Origin of the sequence: Streptomyces sp. NPDC050388, from assembly GCF_040655635.1 — a bacterium.
Taxonomy (GTDB): domain Bacteria; phylum Actinomycetota; class Actinomycetes; order Streptomycetales; family Streptomycetaceae; genus Streptomyces.
In genome coordinates, this window is record NZ_JBFAKH010000007.1 from 111,100 (window position 1) to 125,596 (window position 14,497).

General features: G+C 72.8%; 11 protein-coding genes and 1 pseudogene. 3 read left to right on the plus strand and 9 right to left on the minus strand.

The features are described from left to right. Positions 1–14: 14 nt before the first annotated feature. Positions 15–1,301 (minus strand): transposase, encoded by a 1,287-nt coding sequence (locus AB0I73_RS06060; RefSeq protein WP_363034214.1) that lies wholly within the window; start codon positions 1,299–1,301, stop codon positions 15–17. A 250-nt stretch (positions 1,302–1,551) separates the two neighbouring features. On the opposite strand from AB0I73_RS06060, the pseudogene AB0I73_RS06065 reads away from it, so the two are divergent. Further along, a pseudogene (locus AB0I73_RS06065) lies at positions 1,552–1,706 on the plus strand (cellulose binding domain-containing protein); the annotation flags it as partial. A gap of 484 nt (positions 1,707–2,190) precedes the next feature. Here the strand turns inward: AB0I73_RS06065 and AB0I73_RS06070 are convergent. Beyond that, positions 2,191–2,838: a hypothetical protein gene (locus AB0I73_RS06070; RefSeq protein ID WP_363034216.1), complete on the minus strand. Its 648-nt coding sequence runs from the start codon at positions 2,836–2,838 to the stop codon at positions 2,191–2,193. Between the two features lie 179 nt (positions 2,839–3,017). Between AB0I73_RS06070 and AB0I73_RS06075 the strand changes: the two genes are divergently transcribed. Beyond that, a complete protein-coding gene (locus tag AB0I73_RS06075; RefSeq protein ID WP_363034218.1) occupies positions 3,018–3,644 on the plus strand; it encodes a TetR/AcrR family transcriptional regulator in 627 nt (208 codons plus the stop codon). A 318-nt stretch (positions 3,645–3,962) separates the two neighbouring features. Here the strand turns inward: AB0I73_RS06075 and serC are convergent, their stop codons facing one another. From serC to AB0I73_RS06110, 7 genes are all read right to left on the minus strand, one after another. Beyond that, positions 3,963–5,081 carry a phosphoserine transaminase gene (gene serC / locus AB0I73_RS06080; protein WP_363034220.1) on the minus strand — a complete coding sequence of 373 codons (1,119 nt, stop codon included), beginning with the start codon at positions 5,079–5,081 and terminating at the stop codon, positions 3,963–3,965. Positions 5,082–5,253: 172 nt separating this feature from the next. Further along, positions 5,254–6,510, minus strand: a complete 1,257-nt coding sequence (locus tag AB0I73_RS06085) for a cytochrome P450 (protein ID WP_363034222.1) — start codon at positions 6,508–6,510, stop codon at positions 5,254–5,256. Then, positions 6,507–7,697 carry a cytochrome P450 gene (locus AB0I73_RS06090; RefSeq protein WP_363034296.1) on the minus strand — a complete coding sequence of 397 codons (1,191 nt, stop codon included), beginning with the start codon at positions 7,695–7,697 and terminating at the stop codon, positions 6,507–6,509. The genes AB0I73_RS06085 and AB0I73_RS06090 overlap by 4 nt, the downstream gene beginning before the upstream one ends. Positions 7,698–7,747: 50 nt before the next feature. Continuing rightward, complete coding sequence (locus AB0I73_RS06095) at positions 7,748–8,365, minus strand: ATP/GTP-binding protein (protein ID WP_258308419.1); 618 nt, start codon at positions 8,363–8,365, stop codon at positions 7,748–7,750. Next, positions 8,346–8,693 (minus strand): DUF742 domain-containing protein, encoded by a 348-nt coding sequence (locus tag AB0I73_RS06100; RefSeq protein ID WP_363034224.1) that lies wholly within the window; start codon positions 8,691–8,693, stop codon positions 8,346–8,348. Before AB0I73_RS06100 ends, AB0I73_RS06095 begins: the two co-directional genes overlap by 20 nt. After that, the gene (locus AB0I73_RS06105; protein WP_109379352.1) at positions 8,690–9,097 is read right to left on the minus strand and encodes a roadblock/LC7 domain-containing protein; all 408 of its coding nucleotides are present in this window, start codon (positions 9,095–9,097) and stop codon (positions 8,690–8,692) included. Before AB0I73_RS06105 ends, AB0I73_RS06100 begins: the two co-directional genes overlap by 4 nt. Then, complete coding sequence (locus tag AB0I73_RS06110; RefSeq protein WP_363034226.1) at positions 9,094–11,247, minus strand: ATP-binding protein; 2,154 nt, start codon at positions 11,245–11,247, stop codon at positions 9,094–9,096. Before AB0I73_RS06110 ends, AB0I73_RS06105 begins: the two co-directional genes overlap by 4 nt. Before the next feature lie 367 nt (positions 11,248–11,614). Here AB0I73_RS06110 and AB0I73_RS06115 point away from each other — a divergent pair, with 367 nt between their 5' ends. Beyond that, a complete protein-coding gene (locus AB0I73_RS06115) occupies positions 11,615–14,497 on the plus strand; it encodes an FAD-binding and (Fe-S)-binding domain-containing protein (protein ID WP_363034228.1) in 2,883 nt (960 codons plus the stop codon).

Consider the following 14,497-nt stretch of genomic DNA (forward strand, 5'->3'; position numbering starts at 1 on the left):
CATCCTCCCCCTCCTCAAAGGAGGGGGATTCCAACCCGGGTGGGTCGAGGTTCACGGGCGCTCGAGCGGCCGGTGGCCGCTGTCACCCCTCCGGCACCGGCTGTGCGCCGGGGGCGGGGGATCCCGCCCTGTCCTGCCGCGACGTTGACTGCTGCGTTCTCGTCCGCGTTACAGCCGAACCCGCAGGAGACGCAGACGAACTCGGCTTGGCTCTTGCGCGAGTCCTTCGCGATCCAGCCGCAGGTACTGCACCGCAGCGAAGTGTAGGGGGCGGGGACGTCCTCCACCCGGCCCGGGGCCTTCTCCCCGGTCCGGCGGCGCAGCAGGCCCCAGCCCTGGGCGAGGATCGCCCGGTTCAGCCCGGCCTTCTGCCGCACCCGGGTGCCAGGCTGCTCGACGGTCCCCTTCGCCGAGCGGGTCATGGTGGTGATGTTCAGCTTCTCGAACCGGATCAGGCGGCAGGTGCGGGCGAGCATGGTGGAGGTCTTCTCGCACCAGTCCTTGCGCCGGTCCGCCTCCCTTGCCTTGATCCTGGCCACCTTCGCGTACTCGGCGGCCTTGGCCTCGCTGCCCCTGGGAGCGCGGGCCGCACGGCGCTGGTGCTTGCGGACCCGGGCCCGCTCCCTGACCGTGAGCTGCGGGCAGTTCAGCCTCCGCCCGTCGGACAGAGCAGCGGTGATCGTCACACCCCGGTCGATGCCGATGACCTCCCTCGTGCCGGGCGCATCGATGGGGTCGGGGACGACCGCGAAGGCGATGTGCCACTGCTGGTTGCGGAAGGTGACCCGGAAGGTCTTCGCCACCGGCAGCCCGGCGCGGGTAAGGCGGAAGCGGACCCAGCCGCAGCCCGGCACCTTCACCCGGGCCCACCGTCGGTTGAGTTTCTGCACCACCACCGAGCGGCCCATCACCTGCCTGCCCGTGGTGTTCAGCTTCGGCGAACCGTCCGGCTCGTACTCCGGGACCCGGTCGGTGCCGATCACCCGGAAGCCCTCATGCCGGTGCTTCCTGCGCCAGGTCGGCTCACCGAACCCGGAAGCGAACCGGGCGTTCTTGGCCCTGGCGAAGTCCTGCAGCGCCTGCTGCTGCACGTCCGCGTTCCCGGCCCGCAGCCAGGCACTCTCCCGCCGGGCCTCGGTGAGCTGACGGCACTGCTCGGCAAATCCAGGAGCGGACCTGCGCCCCGGCCGCCAGTGCGCGTGCTGCTCGACGGCCAGGTTCCACACGTACCGGGCGTGCGCACAGTGCAGCAGCATCCGCTCCGTCTGCGCGGCCGTGGGATACATCCGGAACCGTGACATGCCGCCCAACCTAGCCCCGCCGCCTGCCCATCTCTTCACATCCCACCAGGCTCACCCGAACGAGCGACCGACCCCACCACCCCGCTCCCAGCCACGCACCATCACACCCCTCCCATGACCAAGCCCTCCACCGTCCTCTTCCGGGACGCCACATCGCCCCGAAACCGATGCGGCTCCTCCTGCCCCGCTCCGCGGGAACGGGCATTCACCCCGGCCCTGAAGCACCGGGCACCCTGCCCGGCAAGAGAGGTGGAACGCCTCGCACACCCAGTCCGGCCCGACCGTCACCGCGACCAACGCCCCCACAACGGCACGGTCCCGGCAGGCGGTTCGACGAGCTTCGGCTTCGGCGGGGTCCCCGGCGGAGGGGGCGTACCGAGCGTGACCTGCACGGCGACGGCGTAAGCGACGCGCGTTCAGGGGCCCGGCGCAGTGTGGCTGTACGCAGCGTCGGGCCCCGGGCGGCTCGCTGTCCGGCTTGAGGGGTGCGACATTGGCTGGGCAAGGTCTTATGTGATCCGGGGAGGGCACCCAAAGGATCTTGCTCTCGTGGGTCCCCGGTATGCCGGGGGTTTCTGCGTTTTTGGACATCTCCCGCGCCGGGCCGACGATGCCCTCGGTTCCTCCCCGGCTATGCCAGGGGCACCGGAGTTCCAGGTGTCTGTGGCCCGGGAGGCAGGTCATCAGGCCCAGGGAAAGGAAGGGGGGACGTTCGAGGCGGAACCCCAGTGACACGTCCCCGCCCCATCCGATGCGCTGGGCGGCGGAGGCGACGAGGGCGGTGCGTGCCGGTTGTCGCGCTGCGTCTCGCGCGAGAACTGAGGGTCACACACGATGACAGCGGTGTCGGCCTCACCGAGGGGCACGGCCTCAACGGCCCCACCGCCCTTCATTCCACGGCCGGATCTGCCTTGTGGAAGGTCCTCCAGTGCTGACGTCGCTTCTCGTCCCGCACCACGACGCCGAGACGGGCCAGTTCCTCGCGGAGATCCCGAACGTCGTCGTCGGAGGAGCCCTTCTTCTCCAACGACTCCTGGCGGGCTTTGAGAATGGCGTTCGCGCCCTCCGGGAGTCCGGGAGCACCCGGGACCCAGCGGCGGAACTCGTCCTGGTGCGGATCGACGTCCGCCCACGCATAGCCGTGCTCGGTGAAGGCGTCGGCAACGCGACCGGTGTCCAGGTCGCACTCCTGCCGGGTGAGTTCGCCACCGTCCTGACCGAGCAGGACGAGTTGCTTGCCGTCCCGGAACACCGTGGCGACGGCGTCGCGCGGGAACTCCTGTTCCCGTCCCTTCCGGGTGAGCGCAACGCGCTCGTCCGACAGGCGAACCACCAACTGCTCGTACTGGGCGACCAGTCCGAGAACCAGCCCCGCCACCGCACCCGCGGCGGACAGCGCCGGAGCGGGGAGGGACGCGACCAGCTCGGCCGGTCCCTGCAGCGGCGCCCAGGGCAGTGTCACCAGCCAGTCGGCCAGGACGTCGACGAGCCATCCGACGCCCGCTCCCACCAGTACGAAGGCAACGTAAACGCACACGGTGCTCAAAGGTGACTGTCGGAGCACGGTGAGCCGACTCCCCTGCGACTCTCGCCCGGTTCCCTTGCGCATGTTCATGTCCCCCCTGGCCTTTCGCGTCGCGTCATAATAGACCGAGCGCTCGGTCTATTAATATCCGTCCGAGACCGGAGTCGAGAGTCGACCGAAAAGAGGCCCTGATGAGGACAGTCGACCCGGCCAGGCGCCAGGCGCGGCGCCGGCACATCATCAACGCCGCGGCCGAGCTCTTCGCCGCCAAAGGCTTCGAGCGCACCACCACGGCGGAGATCTGCAAGGCCACCGGCATGAGCGCGGGCAACCTGTTCCACTACTTCCCCAACAAGCGCGCGATCTTCCACGCCGTCTTCGAGGACGACGAGGACGACGGCGTCACCAAGGCCGAGCGTCTCGCCGCCGCCCGCACCGCCGACGACCCGTGGACCGCCCTCCTCGACACCGTGGACCTTCTCGCCGCCCCCGCCATGGAGCCGCTGGTCCCCGCCCTCGTCATGGAGGCGATGGTCCAGGCTTACCGCGACCCCGAGCTCGAAGCGCTGCTGAGCCGCGACAACGACGAGGAGCAGTCCACCGTCATCACCCTGCTGCGGAACGCGGCCGCGGCAGGCCAGATCGACCCCGCTCTGGACCCGGAGGGCACCGCGGCATGGGTCATGGCGCTCATCGCCGCCCTCTACACCAGCGCCGCCACCGACCCGTCCTTCAACCCGGCCGCCCAGCTCCCCACCCTGCGCCTGATCCTCCACCGCTTCCTACGGCCCGAGACCGCTCCGAAGCCGGAGCGTTGAACGGACGGCGTCAGAGGGCCCGACGCAACGGCAGGTGAGCAGGCACACATGGTGACCCCCCGCCCGCTCAGCGACGCATGCGCGACACCTCGACGCGCGCGCCCATCAGTCACGGCCGGAGTACGTACGGCCGTACCACGTCGTCGGTCTGCCAGGAAGGCGGACGGGAGCAACGACAAGCAGCATGGCGGCCCCCTGCTCACCGTCTCACGCGAGGGCCCGCAGGCTTTCCTCGACCAGTTCGCGTGGGCAGCGCGTACACGAAGGGCGCCCGGCGGTGGTCCGTCGGGCGCCCTTCGGCGTCGTGCGGGGGAGCGGTCAGAGCTGCTCGATGACGTAGTCGACGCACTTCGTCAGGGCCTCGACGTCCGCCGGGTCGATGGCCGGGAACATGGCGACGCGGAGCTGGTTGCGGCCGAGCTTGCGGTAGGGCTCGGTGTCGACGATGCCGTTGGCGCGCAGCACCTTGGCGACCGCGGCGGCGTCGACCTCGTCGGTGAAGTCGATGGTGCCGATGACCTGGGAGCGCTTGGCCGGGTCGGTGACGAACGGGTTCGCGAACTTCACGTCCTCCGCCCAGCCGTACAGCGTGCGGGCCGAGGTGGCGGTGCGGCGGACCGCCCAGTCCAGGCCGCCCTGGCCGTTGATCCACTTCAGCTGCTCGTTGAGGAGGAAGAGGGTGGACAGGGCCGGGGTGTTGTACGTCTGGTTCTTGCGGGAGTTGTCGATCGCCGTGGGCAGCGAGAAGAACTCCGGGATGTGGCGGCCGGACGCGTGGACGCGCTCGGCGCGCTCGATGGCGGCCGGGGAGAAGACGCCGATCCACAGGCCGCCCTCGGAGGCGAAGGACTTCTGCGGGGCGAAGTAGTAGACGTCCGTCTCGGCGATGTCGACGGGCAGGCCGCCGGCGCCGCTCGTCGCGTCCACGAGGACCAGGGAGCCCTCGTCGGCCCCGGACACCCGCTTGATGGGCATGGCGACACCGGTGGAGGTCTCGTTGTGGGTGAAGGCGTAGACGTCCACGCCCGCCGCGGCGACCGGCTCGGGGTGCGTGCCCGGGTCGGCGGAGACGACGTCCGGCTCGGCCAGCCAGGGGGCGAGCTTGGCCGCCTTGGCGAACTTGGAGCTGAACTCGCCGAAGGTGAGGTGCTGCGACCTGTTCTCGATCAGGCCGTGGGTCGCGATGTCCCAGAACGCGGTGGAGCCGCCGTTGCCGAGGACGACCTCGTAGCCCTCGGGGAGCTGGAACAGGTCACGGATGCCCTCGCGCACTTCGCCGACCAGGTTCTTCACCGGGGCCTGGCGGTGGGAGGTGCCCAGCAGGGACGTGCCGGTCGCGGCCAGCGCGTCCAGCGCTTCCGTCCGCACCTTGGAGGGGCCCGCGCCGAAACGACCGTCGGCGGGCTTGATGTCAGCAGGAATCCGGATCTCAGCCACGAAAGGAGCCTAGCGGCTCCGGGAAACCCGGGTGCAATCTCGTCCGTCGGCTGAGACACGAACCAGCCGGTGGGGGAGGGGAGGGCCGGGGCAGGGCGGTGGGGCGGCGGGACGGGGGGCGATTCCCCGTCCCGCCGCTCCGGAAGTCGCCCCGAAGGCCGGCGCGGAAAGGTCAGCCGCCGAGTGTCACCGGCAGTTCGTACAGGTCGTTCTGGGTGACGACCGGCTTGTTGCGGAGTTCGGTCGCCGGGACCGCCAGGTCCAGCTTCGGGAAGCGCGCGTACAGGGCCGGCAGGGCGACGCCCGCCTCCAGGCGGGAGAGGGCCGCACCGGGGCACACGTGCGGGCCGTGCCCGAAGGAGATGTGCCGGTTGGTGGTCTCACGGGTGATGTCGAAGGCGCCGGCGGTGGGGCCGTGCGCCTGCTCGTCCCGGCCGATCGCGGCGTACGACACGATCAGCGCCTCCCCGGCGGGCAGGACCTTGTCACCGACCGGTACGTCCTCGGTGGCGAACCGGATCAGGACGTGGGAGGTGGGCGTGGAGTACCGCAGGGTCTCCTCGATCACCGCCGACCAGTCCGCCTTGCCGGACAGCACCAGTTCGCGCTGCTCGGGGTGGAGGGAGAGGTTGACCACCGCGTTGACGATGAGCGAGATCGTCGTCTCGTGACCGGCCGCGATCATCAGCTGGAGCGTGGAGACGATCTCCTGGTCGGTGAGCCGGTTGCCGTCCTCGGACGCCTGGATGAGCGCGGACGTCAGGTCGTCGCCGGGGTTCTCCCGCTTGCTCGCGACCGTCTCGGCCATGATCCCGGCCAGTTCGGTCAGCGTCGCGATGACCTCCTGGGGCGGGGTCTGCGTCGAGAAGAACTTCTCGAACAGCTCCTTCAGCCGCGGCAGCCGCTCCTCGGCGAGCCCCATCAGGTCGGCGACCACGTACATCGGCAGCGGGTAGGCGAACAGGGCCTTCAGGTCGACCGTGTCACCCGGCTCCGCGGCCACCTGGTCCAGCAGGCCCTCGGTCAGTTCCGTGATCCGCTCCCGCATCCGCTCCACCCGGCGGGGCGTGAGCGCCTGCGCGACCAGCGTGCGCAGGCGGCGGTGGTCGGCGCCGTCCACGGTGAGCATGGAGCGGGGCGGGTTGGCGAGTCCGATCAGCGGCCAGTCGGGGGCGATCTCGCCGCGCTGCCAGGCGCCCCAGACGTTGATGTCCTTCACCACCCGGGGGTCGGTGAGCAGTTTCTTCGCCTCGGCGTGGTGCGTGACCGCCCACACCGGTACGTCGCCCGGCAGCACCACGCGTGCGAGGGGCCCGGCGGCCCGCAGTGCCGCGCTCTCCGACTTCAGGTCGGAGACGAACGGGTCGAGGTGGATGGGGGTCCGGCCGGTGTTCGTGGTGGTGGGAGAGTCCGTACCAGCAGCCGTCATCTGATTCTGCCTCCAAGGGCGGGAGTCGGGGTGAACGTGACCGGAAGTTCGGACAGCCCGCGCAGCCACGGCGACGGGCGGCGGGTCAGGGACGCGGCCGGCACCGCGAGGTCGATGTCCGGCAGCCGGTCCAGGACGACCTCGATGCCGGTCCGCGCGATCACCTCGGCGATCTCCTGCGCCGGGAACGGGCACCGGTGCTCCCCGTGGCCGAAGGAGAAGTGCGCGCCGTTCCCGCCGGTCAGGGCGGAGCCGTCGGTGCGCACCTGGGGATCGGAGTTGGCGCCCTGGAGGCCGAGGAGCAGCATGTCACCGGCGCGGATGCGGCGACCGCCCAGCTGGGTGTCGCGGGAGGCCCAGCGGCCGGCCACGTTCTGGGTGGGGGTGTCCTCCCACAGCACCTCGTTCATCGCCTCGGCGACGCTGTTGCGGCCGCCGAACAGGGACGCGGCGAACCGGTTGTCCGTCAGCATCAGGTGCAGGGAGTTGCCGATCCAGTCGGCGGTCGGCTGGTGCCCGGCCGCCATCATCACCATCAGGTCCTGGACGATCTCCTCGTCGGTGAACCCGGAGGTGTCGGCGAGCATCCGCGACGCCACGTCCTCGGCGGGCTCGTCCCTGCGGGCGGCCACCAGTTCGGTCATCGACGTGAACAGGTGGGCCTGGCCCGCCAGCGCCCGCTCCCGCCCGTCGATCATGTCGTTGAGGGCGGTGACCAGGGCCGGTCCCTGCTCGTCGGAGAAGCCGTAGAGCCGGGCCAGTACGCGTACCGGCAGCAGCATCGCGAACTCGCCGATGATGTCGGCGGTGCCCTCGGGGCAGATGCCGTCGATCAGCTCGTCGGCGAACTTCTCGGCGTAGCGGCGCAGTTCGAACGGGTCCACCGCCTCCAGCGCGTGGATCATCATCCCGGCCCGCTCGCGGTGCCGCTCGCCGACGGTGTAGAGGATGGAGGGCTGCTTGCGGCCGATCATCGGCAACAGAGGCCAGTCGTCGGGGATGTTCTCCCACTGGCTCCACAGGTCGGAGTCGCGGCTGAACAGCACCGGGTCGCCGGTGATCTGGTGCAGCTCGCGGTAGCCGAGCACCAGCCAGGCCGGTACGTCGCCGTCGAGCAGCACCGGGACCACACTGCCGTGGTCGCGCCGCATCTCCCGGTACACCCCGGCGGGGTCGTCCTGGAGCAGGGGCCCGCTGAGGGCGACGGGGGCGGCGGCCGGGGACGCGGGGGTGGGGCTCACACCAGCTCCTGACGGGGGGCTCGGGCCGGGTCGGCGTAGCGGGCCTGGATGTGCTCCACCAGTGTGATCAGCACCAGCTTGCTGGACTCCCGGGACCGCGCGTCGCAGGTGACCAGCGGGACGTGCGGATCGAGGTCGAGGGCCTCGCGGATCTGCTCCGGGGCGAAGGCGGGGCCGCCGAAGTCGTTGCAGGCCACGATGAACGGCGTGCCGTGCTTCTCCAGCCGGTCGATGGCGTACCAGGATTCGTCGATGCGCCGGGTGTCGACCAGGACGACCGCGCCCAGGGTGCCGGAGAACAGCCGGTCCCACAGGAACCAGAAGCGTTCCTGGCCGGGCGCCCCGAACAGGTACAGCACATTGCGCCGGTCCAGGGTGATGCGGCCGAAGTCGAAGGCGACGGTGGTCGCGGTCTTGCCGCTCACCCCGCTGGTGTCGTCGACGGCCTCCCCGGCCCGGGTCATCGTCTCCTCGGTGTTGAGGGGACGTATCTCGCTCACCGAGCGGACCATCGTCGTCTTGCCGGCGCCGAAGCCGCCCACGACCACGATCTTGAGGCCGTTGTCGGCCGACGCGCCCAGCGGCGTACGCGTCTCAGAGGTTGCGGAGTCCAACGAGCACCTGCTCCAGGATGTCGGGGTCGGGTACGGCGGCCTGGCGGGGGTGGCGGGCGCTGACGCGCCCCGCCGCCTGGAGGTCGGCGAGCAGGATGCGGGTGATGCTCACCGGCAGCTTCAGCTCGGCCGCGATCTCCACGACCGCCGTGGGCCGTTCGGTCAGCCGCAGGATCGCGGCGTGCTCGGACTGCATGCCCGGCACCGGATCGCATTCGGCGACGACCAGGGTCACCAGGTCGAAGGGGGTGTCGGCCCCGGACCGGCTGCGGCCGCCGGTGACGGTGTAGAGGCGGTCGGGGGCGTCGTCCCTGCCCGGCCTGCTCATGAGGTGCGCGGCGGCGCGGTCAGGTGCTCCCCGAGCTGCTCCACCAGCTCGCTCATGTTGTGCCCGATGAGCCCGGCGTCGGCGTCCTCATCGGTGATGACGGCCAGGTGCGCGCCCTGGCCGGCCTCCACGATGAACAGCACGCCGCCGTAGAACTCGGTCATCGCCGACCTGACGCCTCCGCTGCCGTCGCCGAACTCCACGGACGCGCCGTGCGACAGGGACTGGATGCCCGCGGCGATCGCGGCGAGCTGGTCGGCCTGGTCGGCGGAGAGCTCGGGGGTGCGGCACAGTTTCAGGCCGTCCCTGGACAGCACGAGCGCGTGCCGCGCGCCCGGCGTGCGCTCCAGCAGGCCTTCTATCAGCCAGGTGAGCTTCTCGTCGGCGGTCGTCGTGCCGGTCATGAGGTGGTGTCGCCTTCCGGGGTTACGGGGGTGGGGGTCGGGGTGGGTGTGTCGAGGGGGGCGGTGCTTGCGCCGGTGTCCGTGCTCGTACCTGTGCCTGTGCTTGTGCCTGTGCCTGTGTCCGTTTCTGTGCAGGGTGCTGCTTCCGTGCAGGGTTCCGCGTCGTCCGGGGCGGTGGCGCGGACGGCCTGGCGGAAGCTGCTGAAGCGGGCCGTGCGGGCCCTCGTCTCCTCGGCGGTGGGCGCCGCGGGGCGCGGGGTGGTGGCGCGGGTCCCGGCGCTTCGGGTGTGCTCGGCCTCGGCGAGGGTGCGGCCGCGGCGGCGGCGCGGGAGGCCGAGCGGGGGCGCGTCCGGTGCGGATGCGTCCGTGCCTGTGTTCGGGCTCGGGTCCGTGGGCCGGTCCGGGGACCCGTGGGTGGGCACCGGGTCGGGGTCGAGGTCGGCTCCGGCGCGGTGTGCCGCGTACGAGTGGCCGGCCGACGCGGTCGCCGACGTGGCCGCGGGGCCCGTTTCCGGCGGGGCCGTGGCGTCGGCGGGGTGGACGGCCGGTGCCTCGGCCGGGCGGGTGCCGGTGCGCTGGGGGAGGCCCGGCGCGGACGGCCCGGGCGCCGTGTCCGCCGGTGCCTTTGCCTCGGAGCGTGCGGGCCGCGCGGGCCGGGTGTGCGCTCCGGTGCGGGGGCCCGTCGGGGCGGGGGTGCCGGTGGGCGGGGTGTGGGGCGCGTCCGGCGATACGAGGATGTCCTGCGGTACGAGCATCAGCACGCCCGTGCCGCCGCGGGCCGAGGGCCGGTAGGAGACCCGGAGGCCGTAGCGCCGGGCCAGCCGGCCCACCACGGCGAGTCCGAGCCGGGTGCCGGTGAGGCCGCCGAGCCCGCTGGTCTCGCCGGAGACGGCACGCTCGGCACGCCGCAGCTGGGCCTCGCCCATGACGAGCCCGCTGTCCTCGACGGAGACGATGACGCCGGCCGGCACCTCCTCCACGTAGACGTGGACCTCAGCGGTCGGCGGCGAGAAGTTGGCCGCGTTGTCGAGGAGTTCGGCGAGCGCGTGCATCACGCCCTCGGCGGCGTGCCCGGCGACGGCGGTGTCGGCGGCGGAGTGGACGCGGACGCGCCGGTAGCCGCTGATCCTGCCCATGGCACCGCGCAGGATCGACTCCATGCGGATCGGCCGGGCCCAGCGGCGGCCGGAGCGGGCGCCGGTGAGGACGGCGACGGAGTCGGCGAGCCTGCCCGCCTGCGCGGTGCGGTGGTCGAGGTGGAGGAGGTCGGCGAGGACCTCCTCGTCGTGGTGCTTGTCCTCCATCGCGCGCAGGTCCGCGAGCATGCCGGTGGACAGGGCCTGCATCCGGCCGGCCGCGTTGGCCGTCGCGGACAGCGCGGCGGCGCGGGCGCCGTCGGCCTCGCGCAGCCGGACGGCCAGCCGCGCGTTCTCCCCGATGTGCCGGTCCCGGTCCTGTGACAGCCGCGCCCGCTCCTCGCCGAGCCGCTTGAGTTCCGCCTCGAGCCGGTCGCGCTCGTCGGTGTGCTGCCGGACCAGTTCGGCGGTGTGGGCGTCGTGTTCCCCGGCGCGCCGGCGCAGTTCCCCGGCGTGCCCGTCGGCGAGCCGGGAGAGTTCGGCGGCGTGGTCGTCCCTCAGCCGGGTGAGTTCGGTGGCGTGCTCCTCCGCGAGCCGCGCCCGCTCGGCGGTGTGCTCCTGCGTCAACCGGGCCGTGGCGGTGGCGTGTTGATCGCTGAGGCGCTCGCGCTCCGCGGCCACGGACTTCGCGAGGCGGGCCCGCTCCTGGTCCAGGTCGGCCGACAACCGGGCCCGCTCCCGGGTGAGTTCGCCGGTCAGCCGCTCGTGCTGGCGGCGGGCCTCCTCCGCCTGCCGGGCGCGCTCCTGGAGCAGCCGGCCGACGTCCTGGCCGACCTCCTCCAGCCGCCCGCGGAGCGCCCGCGCCGTCAGGGCGGCGTGGGTGGCCCAGGTGACGGCCGCGCACAGCAGCAGGGCGGCGATCACTCCGGCCGCCGTGAGGGCGCCGCGCGCGGAGGCCGGTCCCAGGAGCACCGCGACGACGACCCCGACCGCGGAGAGCGTCGCGGTGAGCAGGGGGACGGGCAGCAGGCTGCGGGGGGTGGGGCGGTCGCCGGGGAGCAGGGGGGAGGTCATCAATCAGGGTCCTCGGTCGAGTCCTCGGTCGGGTCCGCGGGGCATACGCCGTCGTCTGCCCGTGTCGTCTCGTCTGCACGTGTGGTCTGCACGTGTCGTCTGCACATGTGGTCCGCGCGGCCCTCGAGTGGTCCATGGGGTCGCCGGGCCCGGTTCCGGGGTCGCTTCTGGAACGAGGGCCGACAACTGCGCGCAACTCGCGGTCACTATATGCAAGTTAGTGATCTGGTTGGGAGGATTCCGTTCTCGTTCCTGGTATTTGAGCCACTCCTGAGGGAGTCGGGCCCCCGGCGGTCCCGCCCCGTGCACCGCGCGGGGTGCGAGCCGGCACCGGCGCTCCGCTCGCCCCGGGGGCATCCTGGGGGATATGACGGATCTCCGGGAACTGCGGGCCGGGCTGCGCGCGGACGTGCGCGGTGAGGTGGACTTCGGCGTCACCGCGCGGGCGCTGACCACCATGGACGCCTCCAACTACCGCCGGGTGCCGCTGGGCGTGGTGTCGCCGCGGGACGCCGACGACGTGGCGGCGGCCCTCGCCGTCTGCAGGGAGCACGGCGTCCCCGTGGTGCCGCGCGGCGGCGGCACGTCGATCGCGGGCCAGGCGACCGGCACCGGTGTGGTGCTCGACCTCACCCGGCACATGAACCGGCTGCTCTCCCTCGACCCGGGGACCCGCACGGCCGTCGTCCAGCCCGGCCTCGTCCTCGACCGGCTCCAGGAGGCCGCCGCCCCGCACGGACTGCGCTTCGGCCCGGACCCCTCCACGCACAGCCGCTGCACCCTCGGCGGCATGATCGGCAACAACTCCTGCGGCTCCCACTCGGTCGCCTGGGGGACGACGGCGGACAACGTGCGGGAACTGTCGGTCGTCACCCCGCGCGGGGAGCGGCTGCGACCCGGACGGGGGTGGGCCGGGGCCCCGGCGGGTCTGCGGGAGCTGGTGGACGGCGAACTCGCCCGGCTGCGCACCGGCTTCCCCGAGCTGCCCCGCCGCATCTCCGGATACGCCCTGGACGCCCTGCTGCCCGAGAAGGGCGCCGACGTCGCCCGCTCCTTCTGCGGCTCCGAGGGCACGCTGGGCGTGCTGACGGAGGCGGTCGTGGAGCTGGTGCGCGCCCCCCGCGCGCGTGCGCTCGCCGTGCTGGCGTACGCCGACGAGAGCGGCGCCGCCGAGGCCGCGGCCGGGCTGCTGGAGCACGAGCCGCTGACCGTGGAGGGCATGGCGGCGGACCTGGTGCCGTCCTCGGTGGACCTTCCGCGCGGTGGTGCCTGGCTGTTCGTCGAGACGGGCGGGGACACGGAGGAAGAGGCACGCGCGCGTGCGGACGCGATCGTCCGCGCGGCGGACGTCGTGGACTCCCTGGTGGTGACCGACCCGGCCCGGCAGCGCGCCCTGTGGCGCATCCGGGAGGACGCGAGCGGCACGGCGACCCGGATGCCGGACGGGACGGAGGCCTGGCCCGGCTGGGAGGACTGCGCGGTGCCGCCCGCCCGGCTCGGCGCGTACCTGCGGGACTTCCGTGGGCTGCTGGCCGCCCACGGGCTGCGCGGAGCGCCGTACGGGCACTTCGGGGACGGCTGCATCCACGTCCGCATCGACTTCGACCTGCTGACGGAACCGGGCATCGCCCGCTTCCGGACCTTCTCCGGGGAACTCGCCGACCTGGTCGTGGCCCACGGCGGATCGCTGTCCGGCGAACACGGCGACGGGCAGGCGCGCGCGGAGCTGCTGCCGCGCATGTACGGCCCGGAGACGGTGGCCCTCTTCGAGCGCGTCAAGGGCGTCTGGGACCCGGACGACCTGCTCAACCCGGGGATGCTGGTGCGCCCCGAGCCCCTGGACGCGAACCTCCGCTTCGCCGTCCTGCCGCGCGAACCGGTGGACGTCGCCTTCGGCTACCCCGCCGACGGCGGCGACTTCTCCGCGGCGGTCCGCCGCTGCGTGGGCGTCGCCAAGTGCCGTACGGAGTCGGCGTCGGGACCGGCGGTGATGTGCCCGTCGTTCCGGGCGACGGGCCGGGAGGAGCACTCCACGCGCGGGCGCGCCCGGCTGCTGCACGAGATGCTCGCCGGCGAGCTGGTGACCGACGGCTGGCGGTCCACGGAGGTACGGGACGCGCTGGACCTGTGCCTGTCCTGCAAGGGCTGCCGTTCGGACTGCCCGGTCGAGGTCGACATGGCCACCTACAAGGCGGAGTTCCTCCACCACCACTACGCCGGCCGCCGCCGCCCCGCCGCCCACTACGCGATGGGACGGCTGCCGCTGTGGCTGGGCTGGGTGGCGCGTACCAGGTCGGCGGCGCTGGTCAACGCGGGCGCCTCGGTGGGTCTGCTCGCGCGGGCGGCGAAACGGCTGGGCGGGATCGCGGGGGAGCGGGAGATCCCGCGCCTGGCCGGGGAGCCGTTCACCCGCTGGTGGCGGGGACGGCGGACCGCCGTGCCCTCCGCCCCGGGGATTCTGGTGGTCCTCTGGCCGGACACCTTCACCGAGCACCTCTCGCCCTCCGTGGGCCGCGCGGCCGTACGGGTCCTGGAGGCGGCGGGCCTGCGGGTCGCGCTGCCCCCGACGCTGCGCCTGGCCGGAGCCCGGGGCCTGGTGGGGGACGCGCGCTCCCGCTCGGCGCTGCGGCTGCCGGCGGCCCGCCGCGGCCGGGTCTGCTGCGGCCTGACGTACATCTCCACGGGCCAGCTCGACCGCGCCCGCGCGGTGCTGCGCCGCACCCTGGACCTGATGGAACCGGTGCTCGCCACCGGCGCCCCCGTGGTCGTCCTGGAGCCGAGCTGCGCGGCGACCCTGCGCACGGACGCACCGGAGCTCCTGCACGACGACCCCCGCGCGGCGCGACTGGCCTCCCGCGTCCGCACGTTCGCGGAGACCCTGGAGCAGTACGCACCGGACTGGACCCCACCGGCCCTGGACCGCCCCGTCACCGGCCAGACCCACTGCCACCAGCACGCGGTCCTCGGCGACACGGCCGACCGCAGGTTGCGCGCCGCCGCGGGCCTCACCGGCGACCTGAGCGGCGGCTGCTGCGGCCTCGCCGGCAACTTCGGCTTCGAGAAGGGTCACTACGAGGTGTCGGTGGCCTGCGCGGAGGACCAGCTCCTCCCCGCGGTGCGGCAGGCACCGGAGGACGCGCTGGTCCTGGCCGACGGCTACTCCTGCCGCACCCAGCTGGACCAGCTGGCGGGTGTACGGGGCCGCCACCTGGCGGAGGTGCTGGCGGAGGCCCTGGAGAAAGACTCGTGA